The 21804-nt window shown below is 67.1% G+C and carries 20 protein-coding genes; 16 read left to right on the top strand and 4 right to left on the bottom strand.

Translation table 11 applies throughout. The annotated features are described in order from the left end of the window. The first annotated feature begins 11 nt into the window (after positions 1-11). Positions 12-1151 carry an efflux RND transporter periplasmic adaptor subunit gene (locus ACYVAK_RS04985; protein WP_461058560.1) on the top strand — a complete coding sequence of 380 codons (1140 nt, stop codon included), beginning with the start codon at positions 12-14 and terminating at the stop codon, positions 1149-1151. A 65-nt stretch (positions 1152-1216) separates the two neighbouring features. Here the strand turns inward: ACYVAK_RS04985 and chrA are convergent, their stop codons facing one another. Then, positions 1217-2428 (bottom strand): chromate efflux transporter, encoded by a 1212-nt coding sequence (gene chrA / locus ACYVAK_RS04980; RefSeq protein ID WP_461058558.1) that lies wholly within the window; start codon positions 2426-2428, stop codon positions 1217-1219. Between the two features lie 233 nt (positions 2429-2661). On the opposite strand from chrA, the gene ACYVAK_RS04975 reads away from it, so the two are divergent. Further along, complete coding sequence (locus ACYVAK_RS04975; RefSeq protein ID WP_461058556.1) at positions 2662-4047, top strand: transposase; 1386 nt, start codon at positions 2662-2664, stop codon at positions 4045-4047. Positions 4048-4197: 150 nt separating this feature from the next. On the opposite strand, the gene ACYVAK_RS04970 is transcribed toward ACYVAK_RS04975, so the two are convergent. After that, on the bottom strand, positions 4198-5685 hold the full coding sequence (locus ACYVAK_RS04970; RefSeq protein ID WP_461058554.1) for an AAA family ATPase: 1488 nt from the start codon (positions 5683-5685) through the stop codon (positions 4198-4200). Between the two features lie 95 nt (positions 5686-5780). Between ACYVAK_RS04970 and ACYVAK_RS04965 the strand changes: the two genes are divergently transcribed. From ACYVAK_RS04965 to ACYVAK_RS04925, 9 genes are all read left to right on the top strand, one after another. Further along, positions 5781-6413, top strand: a complete 633-nt coding sequence (locus tag ACYVAK_RS04965; protein ID WP_461058552.1) for a nucleotide-binding protein — start codon at positions 5781-5783, stop codon at positions 6411-6413. A 13-nt stretch (positions 6414-6426) separates the two neighbouring features. Beyond that, entirely contained in the window at positions 6427-6903 is a 477-nt protein-coding gene (locus ACYVAK_RS04960) for a SixA phosphatase family protein (RefSeq protein ID WP_461058550.1), read from the top strand. Continuing rightward, positions 6894-7487: a YceI family protein gene (locus ACYVAK_RS04955; protein ID WP_461058548.1), complete on the top strand. Its 594-nt coding sequence runs from the start codon at positions 6894-6896 to the stop codon at positions 7485-7487. The genes ACYVAK_RS04960 and ACYVAK_RS04955 overlap by 10 nt, the downstream gene beginning before the upstream one ends. Beyond that, a complete protein-coding gene (locus ACYVAK_RS04950; protein ID WP_461058546.1) occupies positions 7484-9364 on the top strand; it encodes a phospholipase D family protein in 1881 nt (626 codons plus the stop codon). The genes ACYVAK_RS04955 and ACYVAK_RS04950 overlap by 4 nt, the downstream gene beginning before the upstream one ends. 91 nt (positions 9365-9455) lie before the next feature. Beyond that, positions 9456-10064: a YkvA family protein gene (locus tag ACYVAK_RS04945; protein ID WP_461058544.1), complete on the top strand. Its 609-nt coding sequence runs from the start codon at positions 9456-9458 to the stop codon at positions 10062-10064. Positions 10065-10068: 4 nt separating this feature from the next. Beyond that, positions 10069-10512 carry a hotdog fold thioesterase gene (locus ACYVAK_RS04940; RefSeq protein WP_461058542.1) on the top strand — a complete coding sequence of 148 codons (444 nt, stop codon included), beginning with the start codon at positions 10069-10071 and terminating at the stop codon, positions 10510-10512. A 3-nt stretch (positions 10513-10515) separates the two neighbouring features. Beyond that, positions 10516-11268 carry a lysophospholipid acyltransferase family protein gene (locus ACYVAK_RS04935; protein WP_461058540.1) on the top strand — a complete coding sequence of 251 codons (753 nt, stop codon included), beginning with the start codon at positions 10516-10518 and terminating at the stop codon, positions 11266-11268. A 61-nt stretch (positions 11269-11329) separates the two neighbouring features. After that, positions 11330-12352: a YheT family hydrolase gene (locus ACYVAK_RS04930; RefSeq protein ID WP_461058652.1), complete on the top strand. Its 1023-nt coding sequence runs from the start codon at positions 11330-11332 to the stop codon at positions 12350-12352. A gap of 40 nt (positions 12353-12392) precedes the next feature. Next, positions 12393-14444, top strand: a complete 2052-nt coding sequence (locus ACYVAK_RS04925) for a tetratricopeptide repeat protein (protein WP_461058538.1) — start codon at positions 12393-12395, stop codon at positions 14442-14444. A gap of 37 nt (positions 14445-14481) precedes the next feature. Here the strand turns inward: ACYVAK_RS04925 and ACYVAK_RS04920 are convergent, their stop codons facing one another. Next, positions 14482-15324 carry an undecaprenyl-diphosphate phosphatase gene (locus ACYVAK_RS04920; RefSeq protein WP_461058535.1) on the bottom strand — a complete coding sequence of 281 codons (843 nt, stop codon included), beginning with the start codon at positions 15322-15324 and terminating at the stop codon, positions 14482-14484. Positions 15325-15543: 219 nt separating this feature from the next. On the opposite strand from ACYVAK_RS04920, the gene glnA reads away from it, so the two are divergent. The 5 genes from glnA to ACYVAK_RS04895 all read left to right on the top strand — a co-directional run bounded on the left by glnA (position 15544) and on the right by ACYVAK_RS04895 (position 21022). Further along, positions 15544-16953, top strand: coding sequence for a type I glutamate--ammonia ligase (gene glnA, locus ACYVAK_RS04915; protein WP_461058533.1), 1410 nt, complete (start codon positions 15544-15546; stop codon positions 16951-16953). Positions 16954-17329: 376 nt separating this feature from the next. Beyond that, positions 17330-18535, top strand: coding sequence for a tyrosine-type recombinase/integrase (locus ACYVAK_RS04910; protein WP_461058531.1), 1206 nt, complete (start codon positions 17330-17332; stop codon positions 18533-18535). After that, positions 18532-18960 carry a helix-turn-helix domain-containing protein gene (locus ACYVAK_RS04905; protein WP_461058529.1) on the top strand — a complete coding sequence of 143 codons (429 nt, stop codon included), beginning with the start codon at positions 18532-18534 and terminating at the stop codon, positions 18958-18960. Before ACYVAK_RS04910 ends, ACYVAK_RS04905 begins: the two co-directional genes overlap by 4 nt. A gap of 566 nt (positions 18961-19526) precedes the next feature. Beyond that, the gene (locus ACYVAK_RS04900) at positions 19527-20723 is read left to right on the top strand and encodes a hypothetical protein (protein ID WP_461058527.1); all 1197 of its coding nucleotides are present in this window, start codon (positions 19527-19529) and stop codon (positions 20721-20723) included. After that, complete coding sequence (locus ACYVAK_RS04895) at positions 20612-21022, top strand: GIY-YIG nuclease family protein (RefSeq protein WP_461058525.1); 411 nt, start codon at positions 20612-20614, stop codon at positions 21020-21022. The genes ACYVAK_RS04900 and ACYVAK_RS04895 overlap by 112 nt, the downstream gene beginning before the upstream one ends. 113 nt (positions 21023-21135) lie before the next feature. Here the strand turns inward: ACYVAK_RS04895 and ACYVAK_RS04890 are convergent, their stop codons facing one another. Then, complete coding sequence (locus ACYVAK_RS04890) at positions 21136-21732, bottom strand: hypothetical protein (RefSeq protein WP_461058523.1); 597 nt, start codon at positions 21730-21732, stop codon at positions 21136-21138. Positions 21733-21804: the final 72 nt, after the last annotated feature.

The following is a 21804-nucleotide window of genomic DNA, read 5'->3' as shown; positions in this document are numbered from 1 at the left end:
GGAGCACCGTCATGCCCGCCTTCCGTCACCTCGCCCTTGCCGCGGCCGTCGCTGCCGGTGGCACCGCGCTCGCCTTCACCCTGCTCGGCGGCGCCGCGCCCGTCGACGCCGCCACCGCGGCTGCCGAGCCGACCCCGCCCGCGCCACCGCCGGCCCCTGTCGACGTGGCACCGGCCGTCGACATCGCGCTCGCGCCGCTGCACTGGTCGCCGGGCAGCGTCGCCAGCCGCGAAGACGCGCGCATCGCCGCCGAGATCGGCGGCCGCGTCGAGTTCGTGGCCGACGTCGGCAGCCGCCTCGCCGCCGGCGACGTGCTGGCGCGGCTCGATCCGACGCCGCTGCGCCTGCGCGAGCGCCAGGCCGAAGCCGACCTCGCCCGCCTGCGCGCGCAGCTCGACTTCTCGCGCAAGCAGGAAGCGCGTTACGCCGCCCTCGTGCGCGACGGCGGCATCGCCGGGGCGCAGCTCGACCAGGTGAGTGCGGAACGCCGCATGCGCGAGCAGGACGTGGCCGCCGCCCAGGTCGCGCTGGAGCAGGCGCGCCTGCAGTTGCGCCAAGCCACGGTGCGCGCGCCCTTCCCCGGCGTGGTCGTGGAGCGCTCCGTGCAGCTCGGCGAGTTCCTCGGCACGGGGGCGCCGGTGGCGCGGCTGGTCAATCCCGCCGCATTGGAAGTTCGAACCCGCGCGCCACTCGCGCTGGCCGGCCACCTGCGTGCCGGCGAGCGCGTTTCGTTGCGCGACGACGACCGCATCGAGGCCGTGCCCCTGGCCACCGTGGTGCCGGTGGGCGACGAGGCCTCGCGCCAGCTCGAACTCCGCGTCGCCCTGAGCCCCGCGCAGGTCGAAGCACAGGGCTGGGTGGTCGGCACCGCGGTGCAGGTCGGCGTGCCCAGCGACGCACCGCGCAACGTCGTCGCCGTGCCCCGCGACGCCCTGCTGCTGCGCAAGGACGGCACCTACGTGGTGCGCGTCGGCGAGGACGGCGCCACCGAGCGCCTGGCCGTCGAGACCGGCAGCGTCGAGGGCAGCCTCGTCGAGGTGATCGGCGGCGTCCGCACTGGCGATCGCCTGGTGGTGCGGGGCGGCGAGCGGTTGCTGCCCGGGCAGCGGGTGGAGGTGAGGGGGGCGGCGGAGCGGGTGGCGGCGAGGTGACTCACCAAAGGCAGCGAACGGCCAATAGCCGACGTTTGTTGTTCTGCTCGGTTTGCTTTATCGCGTCAAATCAGCGAAGCCCCTATGGATGCTCCGAAGCACCCAATGACGATCCAAATCGCCGATAGACGCCGCCCCATCATCGCCAAACCCACGGCAGCAATCACACCGTCTACCGGTGTCGCGATACCGTGGACCAAAATCGGATCGAGGAAGGCGGCGAGCAGCAGTCCGACGACGGCTGCATTGATGCCGGCCATGGCTTGGGGCGCGGTCGGATGGCGCATCAGGCTGGTCCAGATTGGAAAAACTGCTAGCAGCAGAAGAAAACCTGGCAGAAAGACGCAAATCACCGCGACAACAGCCCCGGCCAAAAAGGGCAGGCCAGTCGGGATATCTGCCCCCAGGAAGGCGGCGAGCGAAAACATCGGGCCGGGCACCGCTTGGGCCACACCGTAGGCGGCAACGAAGCGGTCTTGAGCCACCCAACCGGCGTCGACAAGGCCCTGCTCCAGCAACGGCAGCACCACGTGTCCGCCGCCGAAAACGAGTGCACCCGCCTGATAGAACGCCCCCGCAACTTGGATAGCCGTGGCATCGTTGCCATCGGGCATGGCTAAGGCCGAGGCGAGGCCGATACCGAACAGCGCCAAGAAGACAGATGCGCCACGTCGTCCGTAGCGGACAGGAAAGACGGTGGTCACGGGCGTGTCGACGCGCCGACATAGCCACAGACCAAGCGCCGCTCCTACCGCAATCGCGACCAGCTGGCCCCAAGCTTGACCGGACAGTGTGATCAGTGCGAGGGCGCCTAGGGCAATCATTGCTCGGCGAAGGTCGGGAACCCACTGCCTCGCCATACCGAACAGGGCATGGGCCACTACGACGACGGCTACAAGCTTAAGTCCATGAATGGCGGATCGCCCCATGTCGCTGTCGAGATGCGTCGCCAAAACGGCGAATCCCACCATCAATACCGCCGAGGGCAAGGTGAAGCCAACAAAGGCCAACAGCGCTCCTGCCCACCCGCTCCGGAACAAGCCGATGGCAAACCCCATCTGGCTGCTCGCTGGGCCGGGGAGGAACTGGCAAATCGCGAGCAGCTGGGCGAATTGCGCTTCGTCAAGCCAGCGGCGACGTTCGACGAATTCCTCCTTGAAGTAAGCCAAGTGAGCGACTGGCCCTCCGAATGATGTCAGTCCAAGGCGGAGGAAAACGCGGAAGACCTCACTGGCCGGCCCCGAGCTCCAGACCGGCGTCAATAGACTTTCACTCACGCGGCCTCCGTATAGGCGACTGACACAGTCTCAGCTCCATCCTATGGCAGGTGAGACTGCATAGTGCTTCTGGCGCAACGGCGATGCCCCACCAATCTTGAGTAGCGCTGCTGTCTGGAGTCGGCCCCTCAGGCGAACGACCGCTTTGGGTCTATTCCGTTGAAAAACTCGGTTGAAGCGATCATCTGAAGGTGGTCCACTGACATCCCATCGATCCAGCGGATTCCGCAGCGATGATGGGACGTCAGGACGCCGGACAAGCGCCTCTCTTCTACGCCTTCAACCTTGAGGACCACGTCCCGGCGAGCCACATGCTCCGCGGGATTGATCGGTTTCTCGACCTGAGCGAACTCCACCAGCATCTCGCTCCGCACTACAGCCACACCGGCCGGCCATCCGTTGATCCGGCCTTGCTGATCCGGATGCTGATCGTCGGCTACTGCTTTGGGATTCGCTCGGAACGTCGGCTGTGTGAAGAAGTTCACTTGAACCTCGCTTATCGCTGGTTCTGCCGGCTCGGCTTGGAAGATTCGGTCCCCGATCACTCGACGTTCTCGAAGAATCGCCACGGGCGATTCCGCGACAACGACACCCTGCGCTTCGTGTTCGAGAAGGTACTCGAGCGCTGCCTCACCGAAGGTTTGGTCGGAGGCGAGGGTTTCGCCATCGACGCCAGCGTCATCAAGGCAGATGCCAACCGCCAGAAGGGTGTTCCTGGCGCCGACGCCACGTGGGACCGCGAGTCGCCGCTTGCCCGTCCGGTGCGCGAGTATCTCGAGGCGCTGGACGACGCTGAGATGCCGCCGCGGACGCCCAAGAATGTTTCGACGACCGACCCTGCGTCGCAGTGGACCGCAGCACCAGGTGGCCCAGCGTTCTATGCGTACTCGACCAATTACCTGATCGATGTGAAGGCGGGAGTCATTGTCGATGTCGAGGCCACACCTGCGCACCGTAGTGATGAGGTAGAAGCGACCAGGACGATGGTCAACCGAGTCGAACAGCGCTTCGATCTTTCGCCGACCCGGCTGATTGGCGACACCGCCTACGGCAGCGCTGAGATGCTGGGCTGGATGGTCGATGAAAAGCAGATCGAACCGCACGTGCCGGTATGGGACAAGACCGAGCGCTCTGATGGAACGTTCTCGCGTTCCGATTTCGAGTGGCGTTCGGAAGACAACGAATATCGCTGCCCCGCCGATAAGGCTCTTCGTAGCGACCGAAGGAAGTTCATGGTGCCGCGATCCGGCGTCACCAAAGCCGACACCATCATCTATCGAGCGAGCGCCAGCGACTGTGTGAGCTGCCCGCTAAAGACGCGATGCTGCCCGAATACGCCGATCCGAAAGATCGCACGGCAACTCAACGAATCAGCGCGTGACGTCGCGCGTCAGATTGCGAAGACGGAGGCATACGCGCGATCTCGACGGCATCGAAAGAAGGTTGAGATGCTGTTCGCGCACTTGAAGCGCATCTTGAAGCTGGATCGGCTTCGACTTCGCGGCCTGAAGGGCGCTCGAGATGAGTTCCTATTGGCTGCGACTGCGCAGAATTTACGAAGAATGGCGGCGTGGTTGATGCCAACAGGCACCGACCCGGAAATGGCAACTGCCCTTTGAGGATCAGGGGCGGTTGCGCGTCCACTTTTTTGTAGCGCGGATCAAAACAATCGACTCTGCGGCGACTTCGCCACACCCGACACGCCGCCAAAAACAGAGTTTTTCAACGGAATAGGTCGATTCCAGCCCGTCGACGTTTACCGAGCAGCGTCAATCCGCCGCCACGGTCCTCGTACTCGCCCACTCCCGCAGCGCGTTCACCTGTTCCGCCATCAGCACGCTCAGGGGCCGCGTGTGCTGCATCTCGTTCAACACATGTGAGGCCGCCATCGGCTCGCCAGCGCCGTGCGCGGCGTACAGCGCGCTGACCACGGCCTGCTCGATCTCGGCGCCGGAGAACCCCTCGCTCGCGGCCACCAGCGGCGCGAAGTCCCAGCCCTCCACGTCGACCTTGCGGCGCTTCAGGTGCAGGGCCAGCACCGCTTCGCGCACGTCGGGCTTCGGCAGGTCGACGAAGAAGATCTCGTCGAAGCGGCCCTTGCGCAGCAGTTCCGGCGGCAGCTGGTCGATGGCGTTCGCGGTGGCGACGAGGAACACGCCGCTCTTGTGCTCGGCCATCCACGTGAGGAAGGTGCCGAGCACGCGCTTGGAAACCCCATCGTCGCTGGTGGAGGCGGCGAGGCCCTTCTCGATCTCGTCGATCCATACCACGCAGGGCGAAAGTTGTTCCGCTGAAGCCAGCGACTCGCGCAGGTTGCGCTCGGTTTCGCCGTGGTACTTGTTGTAGAGCGCGCCGAAGTCGAGGCGCAGCAGGGGCACGCCGAAGCCGCCGGCCACCGCCTTCGCGGCCAGGCTCTTGCCGCAGCCCTGCACGCCGAGCAGCAGGATGCCGCGCGGGGCATCGAGCCCCGGCGGCAGCGGTTCGCCCCGGAGGCCCGCACCGCGCTGCTCCACCCAGCGCTTCAGCTTGCGCAGGCCGGCGACGTCGCTGAACTTCGTGGTGTCGGGCTCGTACTGCAAGGTGCCGCCCTTGTTCAGCAGCTCGAACTTCAGCTTGCCGAGCCGCGGCAGGTCGCTGGCGTCGAGCACGCCGTCGTCGAAGATCAGCTGCCGCACGATGCGCTGGGCGTCGACCATCGTGAGGCCTCGGATGTTGCGCACCAGCGCGACCTCGGCCTGCGGATCGACGACCACGCGCTTGCCGCCGTGCTCGCGGGCGTAGGCCAGCAGCTCGTCGCGCACCATCTTCCGCAGCGCCTTTTCGTCGGGCAGTCGCAGGCTGAAGCGCACCGCGCGCGATTCCAGCTCCGGCGGCAGCTCGATCTTGCCGCCCACCATCACGATCGTGTGCTGCACGCCGTTCTCGGCCTGCATCAGCTCGCGCAGCTGGCGCTGGTGGCTGGCGTAGCCGAGGTAGGGGTGGAAATCGAGCAGCAGGTACAGGCCGCGCTGGGTGTGCTGGGCCATCGCGCGCAGGGCGCTGCTGGCGTCGGAGCCGCCGCGCTCCTCCTGCTCGAGGTCGAGGTCGAGGCGCACGAGGCCGGTCGTGATCGTCCAGCGGTACAGCGGGCGGAACAGTTCGGCCAACAGGCCGCGGAACAGCTCGACGACGCGGGGCTCCTCGGGCGTCTCGATCAGGATCAGCGGCGTCCCGGCGCGCACCAGCGCGGCCAGGTCCTTGAGGTCGTGGGTGGGCATGCCGTGGGCGTGGGCGACGGGAGATCGGCCTCGGAGTGTACGGGCCGCGCGGCCTTGCTACAGTCCGCCGCAGGTCCGGTGGGGGAAGCATGCGCATGCAGACGATTCTCGTGGCCAGCTCCAAGGGCGGTGCCGGCAAGACCACGCTCTCCACCCAGATCGCCGGGCATTTCGCGGTGGGCGGCAAGGCCACGGTGCTGGTCGATGCCGACCCGCAGGGCTCGTCCACCCGCTGGTGCGAGAAGCGCGCCGACCTCGACACCGCGGTGCTGCCGGTGAACGGCCACAGCCGTGCCTTCCGCAAGCACCTGCCCGAGGACGCCGAGCGGGTCGTCATCGATGCGCCCGCCGGGGCCATGGCCGACGATCTCGAACCCTTCCTCGAGATCGCCGACGTGGTGCTCGTGCCGGTGTTGCCCTCGGCCATCGACATCGAAGCCACCGTGCCGTTCCTGAACACGCTGGCCCAGGTGCCGCGCATCAAGAAGGGCAAGCTGCCGGTCGGCCTCGTCGCGAACCGCGTCAAGGCCTGGACCTCGGTGAGCCAGCAGGCGATCGAGCAACTGCAGTCCTGGCCCTACCCGTTGGTGGCCCAGCTGCGCGATTCGCAGGCCTACGTGCTGCTCGCGGCGCTCGGGCGCTGTGTCGACGATTACCGCTCCGAGCAGATGCGCGGCCACCAGGACGATTTCGCGGCTCTCTACCGCTGGATCAAGAAGCACACCTGACCCAAGGAAACCCATGCGCGACCTGATCCTCCTTCGTCACGCCCACGCCGAACCGGCGCAGCCGGGCCAGTCCGATGCCGACCGCGCGCTCTCGCTGCGCGGCCAGGCCGAGGCTGAGGCCGCGGCCCAGTGGTTGAAGGCCCACCACGCGAAGCCGACGCGCGTGCTCTGTTCGCCGGCGCGCCGCACGCGCGAGACGCTCGAGCGCGTGCTCGAGGTGCTCGGCTACGCCGAGGTGCGCTACGAGCCGCGCATCTACGATGCCGTGCCGGGCACCCTGATGGCGGTGCTCGACGAACACGCCGATATCGACAGTGTCCTGATGGTCGGCCACAACCCCGGGTTCGAGCAGGTCGTGGCCTTGCTGCACAGCGGCATCAGCGGCGATGCGCGGGGCATGCCCACCGCGGGCATCGCGCGCCTGAGCCTGCCGGCCGGTACGGCGCTGGAGCCGGGCATCGGCACCCTGACCCAGTTCTGGTGGCCGTAGGCGGACTGCTGCTCGCCCTTGCCGGCGGCGTGGCGTCCGCCGCGACCGCGCCGTCCGCGGGTGATGGGCTCGAGGTGCCCCCGGCCTGCCGTGGCCGCATCCAGGCGTCCGCCAGCGAGGCCCGTTTCATCGTCGATGTGCGCCTGCCGATCAAGGCGGAAGGCCGTTTCGCCGGCATGGAAGGGGAGCTCCGGCCGCGGCCTGACGGGGGCTGCGAGGTGAACGTCCGGCTCCGTGCCGACACCGTCGAATACTCCGGCCCCGAATGGATGGCCAAGCTCACGCGCTCGCCGGCCTTCCTCGATGCGGAAACCCATCCCGACGTGGCCTTCGAATCGTCCGCCTTTCCCGCCGCGTGGCTGAACGAAGGCGGATCGATCCGCGGTGCCCTGAAGCTCCGCGGCCGCGAGCGGCCCGTAGAATTCAGGCTCCGTCCCGCCGATTGCGACACCCCCGGACAGGCTTGCGCCATCCGCGTCAGCGGCGAGGTGAGCCGACGCGATTTCGGCATGCAGGCCTACCGCTTCACCGTGAAGGACACCGTCCGCTTCGACTTCACCATCCGCCTCGAGGCCTCGCCATGAGTGGCGCCGAGCGGCCCGGGGCGACCCGGCGCGCCCGACGGGGCCGGGTGCTGGGCGTGGCGCTGGCGGCGCTGTGGCTGGCGGCTTGCCAGAGCTTGCCGGAGCCGGCCCGCGAGGCGATCGCCGCCGAGATGGTCGCGGCGCGGAGCGATGCGGTCGCCTGCGCCCTGCCGGACCGCTGCGCGACGCCGTCGGGTTTCCGCGAGGCAGGCGTCGCCAAGCTCGCCGCGTCAACGCCCGGCGCGCCCCGCCACGAACTGGTGCTGCTGGAGCGTGGCCCGGATGCCCTGGCGGTGCGACTGGCGCTGATCCGCTCGGCCCAGCAGCGCATCGAACTCAAGAGTTTCATCTTCGAAGCGGATGACAGCGGCCAGCTGGTGCTCGACGCCCTGCTCGACGCCGCCGAGCGTGGCGTGCAGGTGCGCGTGCTGCTCGACCAGCTCTACGGTCTATCCGAGCCCAACCTGCAAGCCGCGCTGGCCAGCCACCACCGCAACTTCGAGCTGCGCCTGTACAACCCGACGTTCGACGAGGCGCGTACCCAGCCGCTGCAGTTCGCCGCCGGCATCGTCTGCTGTTTCCGTCGATTCAACCAGCGCATGCACGGGAAGACCCTGGTGGTCGACGATGCCGTGGCCATCACCGGCGGTCGCAACGTGCAGGACCGCTACTTCGACTGGGACCCGGCCTACAACTACCGCGACCGCGACCTCGTCGTGGCCGGCCCGGCCGCCCGCGCCATGCGTGACGAGTTCGACCTGTTCTGGGACGCCGAGCGCAGCGTCCCCGCGGAGGCGCTGGTCGACGTGGCCGAACGCTGGCGCCGGGACGGTGGGGCGCCACCCGGGCGCCTCGATTTCCGCGACCGGCTGGACGAGGGCCGGCTCGGCGCCATGCGCCGTGCGGCCGAGGACGATGCCGCGCTGCGCGCGGGCCTGCGCGACATGACCTTCGAGGTCGGTGCGGTGCGCTTCATCGCCGACCTCCCGGAGAAGCACGCCCGCGGCGCTGCGGCGCGCCGCGACGCCAGCGAGGCGATGCGCGCGATCATCGCCGGCGCCCGCGAGGACGTGCTGCTGCAGACGCCCTACCTCGTGATGTCGCGCCCGGCGCGCGAGCTGTTCCAGGACCTCCGGCAACGCGAGGCCCCCCCCTCCGTGCGTGTCTCGACCAATTCGCTCGCCGCGACCGATGCCTTCCCGGTCTACGCGATGAGCCACAAGTACAAGCGCACGTACCTGCGCGAGCTCGGGTTCACCATCCACGAGTACAAGCCGTACCCGACCGATGCGCCGATCGATCCGGCCTCGACCGGCGCGCTGGGCGCGCAGGCGGCGGCGGATTTCCCGCTGTTCGGCTCGGCCACCCGCGGCAGCGGCAACGGCCCGGTGCCGCTGCGCCGGGCGGGAGTGCGCGTGGGCCTGCATTCGAAGTCGATCGTGATCGACCGCCGCATCGGCATCGTCGGCACCCACAACTTCGACCCGCGCTCCGACCACTGGAACACCGAGAGCCTCGTGGTCGTGGAGGACGCCGCGTTCGCCGACGCGCTCGCGCACGCCATCGAGCGCGACATGGCCCCGGAGAACGCCTGGCTGATCGCCCCGCGGGCCAAGCCGCGGCTGCTGTCCGGGCTCAGCTACAGCCTCGGCAGGCTCTCGGAGGCGCTGCCGGTCTTCGACCTCTGGATCTGGCCCTTTCCCTATGCCCGGAGCTATGACCTGAAGCCGGGCTGCGAACCCCTGCCGTGGGGCGATCCGCGCTTCTTCGAGTGTTGGGAGGACGTGGGCGACTTCCCCGAAGTGGGGGTGGGCAGCAAGCGCGTCTACACCCGGATCATCACCGGCTTCGGCGCCGGCTTGACGCCGATCCTCTGAGGGCGCGCCGGCCACGCCATGACGTTCGTCGATTGACGCCGTCACGCCCCCCGCCTAGGCTCCCGGCGATCCCTCATCCCCGGCGCCAGCCATGTCCCTGACCCTGACGATCCAACTCTCCGACCGCGACCTCGAGCACTTCACCAAGGCCATCGAAGCCGCGCGCGCTGCCGCCGAACACAAGTCGGCCACCGATGTGATGGCGGCCGCCACCGCCCTGCTCGCGACGGCCCAGGCCAGCCAGCTGCCGGACTTCATCGCCGACCGCCTCGACCAGCTCGACACCCTCGTGGCGATGGTCAAGGACGAGGGTTGGGCGCTGCCGGAGTCGGACGCGAAGCGCGTCATCGGTGCCCTGGCCTACTTCGCCGACCCGAAGGACATCATCCCGGACCACGTGCCGGTGCTGGGTTTCCTCGATGACGCCATCGCCATCGAGCTGTGCGTGCGCGAGCTCGGCCACGAGTTCGAGGCCTACGACGACTTCTGCGAATACCGCCAGACGGAAGCCGAGCGTCGCGGCGTGCAGCCGGCCACCGTCGGCCGCGCCGACTGGCTGGAAGGCCGCCGCGAGGAGCTGCAGAACCGCATGCACCGCCGCCGCGAGCGCGAGGAAGGCCAGGGCTACGGCAGCAGCTCGGGCTACGGCCGCCGCAGCTACCTGAAGAACGTCTGGCGCCCCAGCACCTACGTGCGCTGATCCCTTGGCGGCGCAGGCGTCATCGGGCGGCCCCTTCCGGCGCCGCCCGCCGATCGACGTGCTGAACGCGCAGCGTGAGGGCTGCGCGGTGGGCCATCTCGGCATCGAACTCACGGAGCTCGGCCCCGACTTCCTGCGCGGCCGGATGCCGGTCGACGCCCGCACCAGGCAGCCCTACGGCCTGCTGCACGGCGGCAGCTCGGCCCTGCTGGCCGAGACGCTGGCCAGCATCGCCGCCAATCTCTGCATGGAAGAGGGCGCCGGGCAGGCGGTGGGCTTGGAATTGAACTGCAACCACGTGCGCGCCATGACCGAGGGTTGGGTCGTGGGCACCGCCCGCCCCCTGCACGTCGGCCGCAGCACGCAGGTCTGGGACATCCGCATCGAGGACGAGCAGGGTCGGCTGGTCTGCGCCAGCCGGCTCACGCTGGCGGTCCGGAAAAGCTGAGCGATGCGTCTCCTTCGCACCCTGCTGCGGCTGCCGTTCCTCGCCGTGCACCTCGGGGTGTTCCTGCCGCTCGTGGTGCTGGTGCTCACCGTGCCCGGCACCCGGCGCCTCACCTGGAACGGCGAGTGCCTGCACAGCCGGGTGATCCGCCGATGGTCGGCAGGGCTCATGCGCGTGTTCGGCTTCACCGTGAAGCGCACGGGCACGCCGCTGCCGGGCGCCGTGCTGTTCGTGGCCAACCACGTGAGCTGGATCGACATCGAGCTGTTCCACAGCCAGCTCTGGGCCGGTTTCGTCTCGAAGGCGGAGGTCGAGAAGTGGCCGCTGGTGGGCTGGCTGGCCAGCCTCGGCGGCACGATCTACCACCACCGCGGCAACCAGGACTCGCTGCACGGCGTGATGCACCAGATGGTGCTGCGCCTGCAGGAGGGCCGCCCGGTGGCGGTGTTCCCGGAAGGCCGCACCACCTCGGGCGAAGGCCTCGGGGTCTTCCACGCCCGCATCTTCCAGCCGGCGGTGCTGGCCAACGTGCCGGCCCAGCCGGTGGCCCTGCGCTACGGCACGGGCGGCGACGCCCAGACCATCGTCGCCTTCGCGCCGGACGAGACCTTCATGGGCAACTTCGTGCGCCTGCTCGGCGAGCCCTCGCGGGTGGCCGAGGTGCATTTCCTCGAGCCGGTCTCCGCCAGCGAGGACGGCCGCCGCCGCATGGCCGATGCCTGCCGCGAGCGGATCGCCGCCGCGCTGGCGCGTTGAGGGCCTGCTGCCGGCGGGGCTCGACCAGGCTCCCACGCCCGCCTTCCGTCGCCACGCCGTGCTGACCGCCTCCGACTACCGCCCCCCGACATGGCTGCGCAATGCCCACGTGCAGTCGCTGCTCTCGGCCGCGCCGCCGCGCCGGCTCGCGGGCGAGCGCCTGCTGCGCGCGTTGGCGCCCACGGTCGAGGAATGGCTGTTGCCGGCCGGCGACGCGACCCTGCAGGCCTTCCACCTGACCCTGCCCTCGCGCCCGCCCCGGGGCGTCGCCCTGCTGCTGCACGGCTGGGAGGGCAGCCACCGGTCGAGCTACGTGAGGCACACCGCCAACGCGCTGCTGAAGTCCGGCATCGACGTGGTGAAGCTCAACTTCCGCGACCATGGCGACACGCACCACCTCAACCCCGAGCCCTTCCACTCCTGCCGGCTCGATGAAGTGGTGCTGGCGGCGAAAGCCGCGCAGTCGCGCCTCCCGACGCTGCCCTGGTTCCTGGCGGGGTTCTCGCTGGGGGGCAACTTCGCCCTGCGCGTGGCGAACGCCGCGCCGGCGGCGGGCGTGCGCCTCACCCACGTGGCGGCGGTCTGCCCGGTGGTGCACGGCGAATCCGGCCTGCGTGCGCTGGAGCGCGGCTTCCCGCTCTACCACTGGTACTTCATGAAGAAGTGGCGGCGCTCGCTGGAGACCAAGCGCCGGCACTTCCCGGGACGGCACCGCTTTTCCCCCGCGGACCTCGACCGCGACATGCGCGGCCTGACGCGCTTCCTCGTCGAGCACTACACCGAGTTCCCCAGCCTCGAGGCCTATCTCGACGGCTATGCCATCGCCGGCGACCGGCTCGCGGGGCTGCAGGTCCCGGCATCGATCCTGATGGCGGCCGACGATCCGGTGATCCCGGTCGCGGACTTCCACGACCTGCGGCTGCCATCGACGGCGCGGCTCGAGATCGCCGAGCACGGTGGCCATTGCGGCTTCATCCTCAATGCCCGCCTGGACGGGTTCGCCGAACGTTGGATCCGGAGCCGCTTCCACGCCGCGCTGGGCGCGGCCGCCCCGGCCGGAGCCGGTACACTCGCCGACCACTGACCGCCGGGCGTGTCGCCGGCCGCTTTCTCCGAGGAATCCCATGCAGCAAGACGTCCAGACCGCGCTCCGCGCCGGTGACACCGCCGCCGCGCTCGCGACCGCCACCCGCTGGAGCACTGCCGAGCCGCAGAACGCCGACGCCCTGTTCTGGCTGGCGCAAGCGCGGGGGGCCACCGGCGACGTGGCCGGTGCCGGCGAGGCGCTCGACGCCGCCCTGGCCGTCGCGCCCGAGCGCGCGGACCTGCTGACGTTGCGCGGCTACCTCGACCTGCAGGGCCGCGACCTGGCGAAGGCCGAGGCCCGACTCAGCGACGCCCTGGCGCAGGACCCGAACCAGTTCCCGGCCTACGTGGCCCTCGCCCACCTCGCGCTCGCCCGCGGCGACCGCACCGAGGCCGAGCGCCACGTGGCCTTCGCCAAGCGCATCGATGCCGAACATCCGCGCGTGCTGCTGCTGGAGGCGATGCTGGCCGCGGGCCGGCCGGACCAGGCGGAGCGGGTGCTGCCGCTGCTGACCGCCGCCGCCGAGCGTGCGCCCAACGATCCGCTCGTGCTGTCGGCCCTGGGCATGGCGTTCCTCGAGCGCCAGCATTTCGCCTTCGCCGAGCAGACGCTGCGCAAGGCCCTCGCGCTGACCGACGCGTCGCCCGCGCTGCACGCGCCGCTGATCGCCGCGCTCGACGCGCAAGGCAAGGGCGAGGAGGCGCTCGCCGTCGCCGGGGCCTGGGTGGCCCAGGCCGGGTCGCCGGCCGCGCACTGGCATCGCGCCCAGCTTCGCCTGCGGGCTGGCCAGGTCGACGGTGCGCGCGCCGACCTCGACGCCATCCTCGTCGTGGTGCCGCAGCATGCCCAGGCGTTCGAGCTGGCCATGGACCTGCTCGGTCAAACGGAGGGTCGGCCGGCGCTGCTGGCGGCCCTCGAGGCCCGCGTCGCCGCGGAGCCCGGCTTCGCCCTGGCTTGGCGCCTGCTGTTGAACCTGCAGCCCATCGACGCCGCGCCGGCGCTGGCCCAGCGCTGGCTCGAGGCCACTCCGGACCATCCCGCCGCACTCGACGTCGCGGCGCTGCTCGCCGAGCGCGACGGCCGCGAGGGCGATGCCCTGGCCTACGCCGAGCGCGCGCTGGCCGCGGAGCCGCGGCTGCATGAATCGGCCCTGCTGCGCGCCCGCGCCACGGCCTTGCTCACGCCCGACGCCGCCGTGACGCGCATGGAGGTCCTGCTGGCGGCCGCGGTGACGCCCGAGCAGGCCCGGTCGCTGTCGGGCTGGTACGCGCATGCCCTGCATCGTGCCGGCCGCGTCGAGGACGCGCTGCGCGCATGGGGGCGCATGTGGATGGGCGGGCCGGCCTTTGGGATGCCACTGCCGAACCCCGAACCGGCGGAACGCGCAACGCCGGTGGAGGACGGTGGCGCCGGTCGCCTGCTCTGGGGCCTGCCGGGCAGCCGCGTGGAGCGCATCCATGCGGCGCTCATTCCAGCGGCGCCAAACCGGCTGGCGCTGGACCGGTTCCGCCAGCCCATGCGCGACGACGGGTTCAATGCGCTGCGCGCGCCACCGGGCCATCCGCTGGCCGGCACCGCGGCGAGCTGGCGGCAGCCGCTCGAGGCCACGGGCGTCGAGCCGACCACCCTCATCGATGCGCTGCCGTTCTGGGACGGCTGGACGCACGCCACCCTGCACGGCACCACCCTGGTCGCCGTCCTGCGCGATCCTCGCGACCTGCTGCTGAACTGGATGGCCTGGGGCAGTGCCGCCGGATTCACCTTCCCGTCCCCGGCGCTGGCCGCGGCCTGGTTGCATCGCCAGCTCGACCAGCTGCTCGCCGCCGAGGCGGCGAATCCGCAGCGTGTCATCCGCATCGACGCCGACCTGCTCGACACCGATCGCGCCGCGTTGTCCGCACAGCTCACGCAAGCCTTCGATCTCGAGAGTGCCCCGGACATGGAGGCGGCGTTCGCGTTGTCGCGCGCGGCCAACGGTGGCGCCACGGATTTCGTCGCCGGCACCTGGCGACAGTACGCGGAGCCGATGAAGGCCCTGTTCGTGCCGCTGGGCGAGATGGCCGTGCGCCTCGGCTACCCGGCCGAGTGATGCGGGGTCGCTGCGGCGCCTGGCGCGCCGCGGCGGCCTACTGCCCGGGCAGGAACAGGAGCAGGCCGGCGCCGAGCACGATGCGGTACACCGCGAACACGGTGAAGCGCCGCGACTTCACGTAGGCCATCAGCCAGCGAACCACGACGAAACCGGTGAGCGCCGCGGCAACGAAGGCCACCGCCAGCGCCGACCAGTCCTCGCGCGGCGCCGCCGGGTTGCCGGCGTACTCCAGCAGCGCATAGGCGCTGGCCGCGAACATCGTCGGGATGCCGAGCAGGAAGGCGAACTCCGCCGCGGCCGGGCGCGAGACGAGGCCCGCGAGCATCGCGGCGAAGATCGCCGCCGCCGAGCGGGAGGTGCCGGGGAACACGCCGGCCAGCACCTGCGCGAGGCCCACCCACACCGCCACATTCCAGCCCACGGTCGGCAGCGAGGCCGCGAGCGTGCCGGCAGGGCTGGCGTCCGCCGACACGGCGCGGCGCGCGGCGCGCGCTTCGACGACGCGTTCGATGAGGATCATCGCGATGCCGCCGAGGATCAGCGCCGTCGCCACCGGCCACACGGTCTCCGGCAGTTCCCAGCCCAGCTTGCGCACCGGCAGACCCACCGCCGCCGTGACGGCGAAGGCGACACCCAGCTTCAGCACGTAGTCCTGCGCGGCGCGGTCGCGCCAGGCGGCCGCCAACGCCCAGAGTCGCGCACGGAACACCAGCAGTACGGCGAGGATCGCGCCGCTCTGGATCACGATGTTGAAGAGGTCCGACTCCGGCCCGAGCCAATGCTGGGCGATCAGCAGGTGGCCGGTGGACGACACCGGCAGGAACTCGGTGAGGCCTTCGAGGACCCCGAGCAGCAGGGCGATGAGCAGGTCGTTCAAAGCGGAGGACGAGGGCAGGGGACGCGGCAGTGTACGCAGCCGCTGCCGGCCCTGCGTGCCGGAGTAAAAAGCCCATTCCGGTGCATTGATCCGATTGGCCTGGTGCAATCAATGGCCGGAGTGGTCGCCAAGGCATTGATTTGAGAGCAAGCAGGACCTTCCCGCCCCTTGGCACGCCCCTTGCTATCCATCGGGCATCCACCACCCCTCGGAGCGGCCATGAGCCTCGAAAACGTCCAGAAGCTGATCAAGGACCACGCGATCGAATTCGTCGACCTGCGGTTCGTCGACATGCGTGGCGTGCAGCACCACGTCACCTTCCCGGTGAACATCGTCGACGCCTCGCTGTTCGAGGACGGCAAGATGTTCGACGGCAGCTCGATCTCGGGTTGGAAGGGCATCAACGAGTCCGACATGATCCTGCTGCCGGACGCCAGCTCGGCCTTCGTCGATCCGTTCTTCGCCGACCCGACCCTCGTCCTGCTCTGCGATGTGCTCGACCCGTCGACCATGCAGGGCTACTCGCGCTGCCCGCGCGGCGTCGCCAAGCGCGCCGAGGCCTTCCTGAAGTCGAGCGGCATCGCCGACCAGGCCTTCTTCGGCCCGGAGCCCGAGTTCTTCATCTTCGACGGCGTCCGCTTCAGCAACGACATGGGCAAGGTCGGCTACGAGATCTTCTCGGACGAGGCCGCCTGGGCCACCAACCAGAAGCAGGACGGCAACAACCACGGCTACCGCCCGACCGTGAAGGGCGGCTACTTCCCGGTGCCGCCGACCGACTCGCTGCATGACCTGCGCGCCGAGATGTGCAAGGTGCTCGCCGCCGTCGGCCAGGAAGTCGAAGTGCACCACCACGAGGTGGCGAACGCCGGCCAGTGCGAGATCGGCGTCAAGTTCAACTCGCTGGTGAAGAAGGCCGACGAGCTGACGACGATGAAGTACATCGTCAAGAACGTCGCCCACCGCAACGGCAAGACCGCCACCTTCATGCCGAAGCCGATCGTCGGCGACAACGGCTCGGGCATGCATGTGCACCAGTCGCTGTCGAAGGGCGGCACCAACCTGTTCTCGGGCGACGGCTACGGCGGCCTGTCGCAGATCGCGCTGTGGTACATCGGCGGCATCTTCAAGCACGCCAAGGCCATCAACGCCTTCACCAACTCGACCACCAACAGCTACAAGCGCCTGGTGCCGGGCTTCGAAGCCCCGGTGATGCTGGCCTACTCGGCCCGCAACCGCTCGGCCAGCTGCCGCATCCCGTACGTGTCGAACCCGAAGGCCCGCCGCATCGAGATCCGCTTCCCCGACCCGATGCAGTCCGGCTACCTCACCTTCGCCGCGCTGATGATGGCCGGCCTCGACGGCATCAAGAACCAGATCGACCCGGGTGCGGCGTCGGACAAGGACCTGTACGACCTGCCGCCGGAAGAAGAGAAGAACATCCCGAAGGTCTGCCACTCGCTGGACATGGCGCTGGAAGCGCTGGACAAGGACCGCGAGTTCCTCAAGGCCGGCGGCGTGTTCTCCGACGACTTCATCGACGGCTACATCGACCTGAAGATGCAGGAAGTGACCAGGTTCCGCGCGGCCACGCACCCGCTCGAGTACGCGCTGTACTACGCGATCTGAGCCACTGAAGTCTCCCAAGTTTAGGGAGACCCCCAGAAGCCCTGCCGGGGCCTTGTTCCACAAGGCTTTCCCACCCGGCGGGGCTTCTTGATGCCTGAAAGAAAGTTTCAGATTTCGGAAGTCATCGAAAAAGCGGTCTGGCGGTCCGACAAAGACGCTGGAGCGCACCCATCGATGGCTCGTTCGTCTTCTCGCGACGGAAAAGCGCTTTCAGGCTGTGGAAGCGACTTTCGACAACCCGAACAAAAACATCCCCAACTTTTTGGGAGACCAGCGCCACTGAGTTTGAGGGGCATGAAAACGCCCACTCACTCCGCAAGCGCCCCGTCCGTCCCGTCGGTCGGCCTCTCCTTCGCCCTGCCCATGGAGGTCTCCCATGGGTAAGGTCCTTGGCTTCCCGGGTGCCGGCGCACATGCCGCCGCTGTCGAACCCCTCCAGCCCGCCCCGCGCTCCAAGGAAAGCCTCGACTTCGAGGCGGAGTGTCTCCTGCGGTATCGAAACCATGGGCGATCGCGTGGGCATGCTCCCTCGTACATCGATCAGGTCGTTGGGGGCGTTCAGTCCTTCATTCGGTACGCCGGCCCCTTGGAGACGGTCACGTGCGCCGATTACGAAGGTTGGTCGGCCTACCTTGCGATCGAGCGGAAGAATGTTCCCTCAACGATTCGGACCAAGCAGAAGTACATCAGGAAGTTCCTCGACTACCTGAACACCCTTGGTGCCGACTTGCAGAACAAGGCCGTCGCCCTCTTCGGATGCCGAATCGAGCGCTTTGCCACGAGCGAAAACAGCGTCGTTCATGTCACGGATGCGGCGGCGGAGAAGGGGCGCATTGCGGTCCCCCCCGATGAGCTGACGCATCTTTTTGAGGCGCTCGACGTCGCGATCCAAGACGCCTTGGACAACACGCCTCGTGAGGCGAGGCAGTTCATGCGGGACAAGGCGATGTTCTACTTGATGCAGGAGACGGGATTGCGCGCCAGCGAAGTCGGAACCATCCGCTGGTCAGACTTCGCCGCGCGACCCGCTGCGCCAGAGTGTGGTGAGTTTGCAACCCTTGTCATCCGAGCGGGCAAGGCGGCCCGGGGCAGCGGAAAGAGGTCGAGAACGGTCTCCATCGACAATCCCCACGTCGCAGAGATGATGGCGTGGTATCGGGATAGCGTGTATCCCCTGTACGGGAAGACAAGCGGCAAATCGGACCTTGTCTTCGTTGTCGAACGGGGACGCGGCATCTCCGCGAAGAACACATGGGCCCGATTCAAGAAAATTCTTGTGATTGCAGGCCTTGACGGCCGCGGCTATTCGCCTCACAGCTTGCGCCACACCATGGTCACCAGCGCGACGATCCATGGTTCCTTGGAATTTGCTCGAAACAAGGCCGGGCACGCTAGCTCGGCAACGACAGCGCTGTACACGCACATCCCGCCAGAGCACTACGACGCCCAGACGCGAAGCATCATCGATGCCATCGTTGCCGAGTCGATGCGGGTCGAAAGACCTTCGGACTCGAACGGAAGAAGTGGCGATGAGGCGGACGAGAGTGCGGTGGCTCGTGGAAAGTCAGGGGGCGCTCAGTGAGCGCTTCAACCCAGGTAGTGGCTGCGCTTCGTCTTCGGTTGGGGGTGGCAATGGCCCAGGCCGGGATCCGGTCCAATCGAGAGCTGAAAAAAGCGCTGGTCGAGGTTGGCTACCGAATCTCAGAGCCGACGCTGTCGCGCTTGCGGAAAACCCCGTGCAAAACGGTCGATATCGGCTTGCTCTCGGCCCTGTGCTGTGTCCTGAACTGCCAGATCGGCGATCTGATCTATCCCGATGGCGGCTGGCCAGATCGATCCAGGGAGGCTGATCGCTACGGGCATGCCGACAGGCGCGACCGTGCCCAATCGAGCGCTCCACCGGCGCTGCCTGCGACGCCCGAAGCAAAGCCAATCACGAAAGCACCTCATCCCATCACCGGGCCGAAGGCTCGCCTTTTGTCGTTCTCGAAGCGGTTGAGCACATGAATGAAGAAACGGAAGTCGTCAACAAGGTCACGAATGGGACCCGCGGTGTCTCGAACACCGCGTTGACGGAATCAGCAAAGAGCGAAAACGGCCGAGCAAAATCGATGCCGCATGCGCACGCGCTTTTCGGTTCCGCCTGCGTCCAGTGCAAAAGGCCGTGCGCCGAAAAGAGTGTGGTGTGGAAAGGAAAGGGCTACTGCAGAAAATGCAAGCGACTCGCGAGGGAACCCAAAGAGTGTCAATACTGTGGGCGTTTCTCAGTCACGGTGTTCGTTTCACGATCCACGGGACTTGAGAGGCCGGCCTGTGAAAGATGTGTTGCGAAAGCGACGCCGCGCTGCGACTGCTGCAGGCGAAGGGTCAAAGTCACTTGCAGAGAGAAGGATGGATCCTTCTGTCGAGCTTGCTGTCAACGCAGGATCGTCGGACCCCAAAAGTGCAAGACGTGCGGCAAAACCTCTCTTGTCGCTAACACCACGGACTGCAGGGGATGCCGTGCCAATCGCCACGCTTTTTCCTCCGTCAAGCTCATAGCTAAGGCATTCGGGACGCCATGGATCAGGGATTTGTTCTTCGAATTCATCGAGCACTGTGGTGGAGAGCAGCGAGGTGTATCTTCCTTGGCGAGAGCGCGCGAGAGTCGCGAGGGATTTTTGGCCCTGGAGCACGCCTTTGAGGGAGTCCATCAGTTCACCTCGGAGCGCGTCTTCGAAACTCTGACGCCGGAGGGAGACCACAAGCGCAACCTCGCGTTGCGTCGATTTCTGGAGGCGCGATTCGGTCTGAAGCTTCGCCCATCGGACTGTGGTGAGGTGGCTCACAAGCGATTTGCCGATCGGATGCTTGCAGGCAAGCCCGCCTGGGTGTTGGCGGTACTTCGCGAGTTTCTTGACCACCTGTACGTTCAGCGAGAAAAGCTACTGAGGCCAAATGTCGTTCGATCTGGCGCTAAGTCATGGAAAAGCATTGACTTGGCGCTTCGGTACGGCTGCTACTTCTTGGAATCGGCAATTACGGCTGGATGCGAATCGATCGCTGAGATTGGACAGAAGCATGTCGATATCTTTTGCCTCGAGAGAAGGTCGACGATTAGTGGAGCGGCGGCCTTCGTCCGATATCTGAACGCAACCACGCATCGCGTCAATCGACTCCGTCTTGCGAAGCAGCAGAAAGGCTCGACCTTGAAACATCACTTGGGCGAACCGAGGTTTCTTCGCCTCCTCTCCGAGCTGTTGGCGACTAAAGAAATAGTGGCGTCCAAGTACGCGAGCATTGCGCTTCTTTGCATGCTCCATCTCCGGCCACTAGGCGCCATTCTTTCGATCACGCGTGATCAGGTTGAGGATGATGGCCGGAACATGCGAATCCACTTCACGCGAGGATCGACAGCAGAAAGCGTCAATGTCGAAGTCGCTCGCATCCTCAGATCTTGGGTCGCTGCTTGGAGTAGTCCTTCGCGATCGGTGAGCAAGGAGAACAATCCATACTTGTTCCCTGGGCTTTCTCCGAACAAGGCGCTTGATGCGAACGCCTTTCTCCGATGGCTGAAGGAAAATCACGACGTCACTGTTCGGCAACTCACTGCGACAGGAATCCACGTCATGATTTCACGTGGGATGATTAGTCCATCTGCCCTCGTCGAGCAGTTCGGATGGAGCCACGGCACCGCATTGCGCTACTGGAACGACTCCGGGCAGGTTTCCAACGAACCTTTCCGCGCTTTCTCGCAGAGGATCATCCAGATGAACGTGGAGGGCTCATGAGCCTTTCGCTCCGATCTGATCCAAGCGTCGTTTGGTGGTTGTATCTCGTGCTCTGCGAGAACGGCAGGATCTATACCGGAATCAGCCCGAATCCAGAGCTTCGTTATGCCGTTCATCGGCAGCGAAGGAGCGCGCACATGAAGATAAACAAGCCAGTCAGCCTCATTGCGAGTGTCCCTGTCGGGCCTTACTCGGCGGCATGCAAGCTCGAAAGGCAAGTCAAGCGGCTCTCCCCAGAAGCCAAGAAGCACCTAGCCTCAACCCTCCCTAATCACCAGGCTGGCGTTGGACAGCGCTAGCGAACGCCAATGAGACGGCGGCAGCATTTGGCGGGGTTCCACACGGATTCCTCCAGAACGCGCGAGGTTGAATGCGTGGCGCAAGCGCCTATCACGCCTGTCGCTTTCGCTCCTCAGTAAAGCCGAAGTGCAGTGGTTCCTTCGGTACTGCCGGATCGGCATTGCTCCCGAACGGCGCTTCGCTTCTCATGAAAATCGCTCAAGTCGAAGACAAACCGAAGCTTCCTAAGGCGTTCGGATTCCTCTTCGATGGAACGGTCGACAAGCCAAAGCTCCGCGGTCACCGTTTCGCTCGCTTCGATAGTCTTCCAGACGCTCGAGGAGTCAATTTCGGCCGTGCGAACAAACGGAAAACCGATGTCCTTTGAAAAGCGCTTCTGCGACGCAGACCAATCGAACTCACCCGAAGTTGAGCCGATTTGTTCGTTGGTTCCAACGACGTAGAACAGCGTCGACCCTTTTCTTCCTTCGCCAAACGTCGAATCGCTGTTCACTCGAAAACCTAGGCGTTCGAAGACCATGGTTATGGCGCTGCCTCCCGCCTCTGTCTCTACAGGCATTGGTTGGCAAACCAACATCAGCGTTGCCGTGCCATCCGTGGAGTCAACGTACAACCCGAAGTTGCTTCCATGAGTGGCCACATAGGTCGCTGCTTGAGCTGGGCCCAGGGGCATCGCTATGGTGGCGACGGCAATCACGAGCGATTTCAAGTTAAGCCACATTTTCCAAGCTCCGACTTTCGCCTGCACAGACAAAGCGAGTGAAGATGTTCTGGCGTGAAC

The organism is Silanimonas algicola, assembly GCF_054777375.1.
This window is presented reverse-complemented; position numbering and strand designations above follow the sequence as displayed.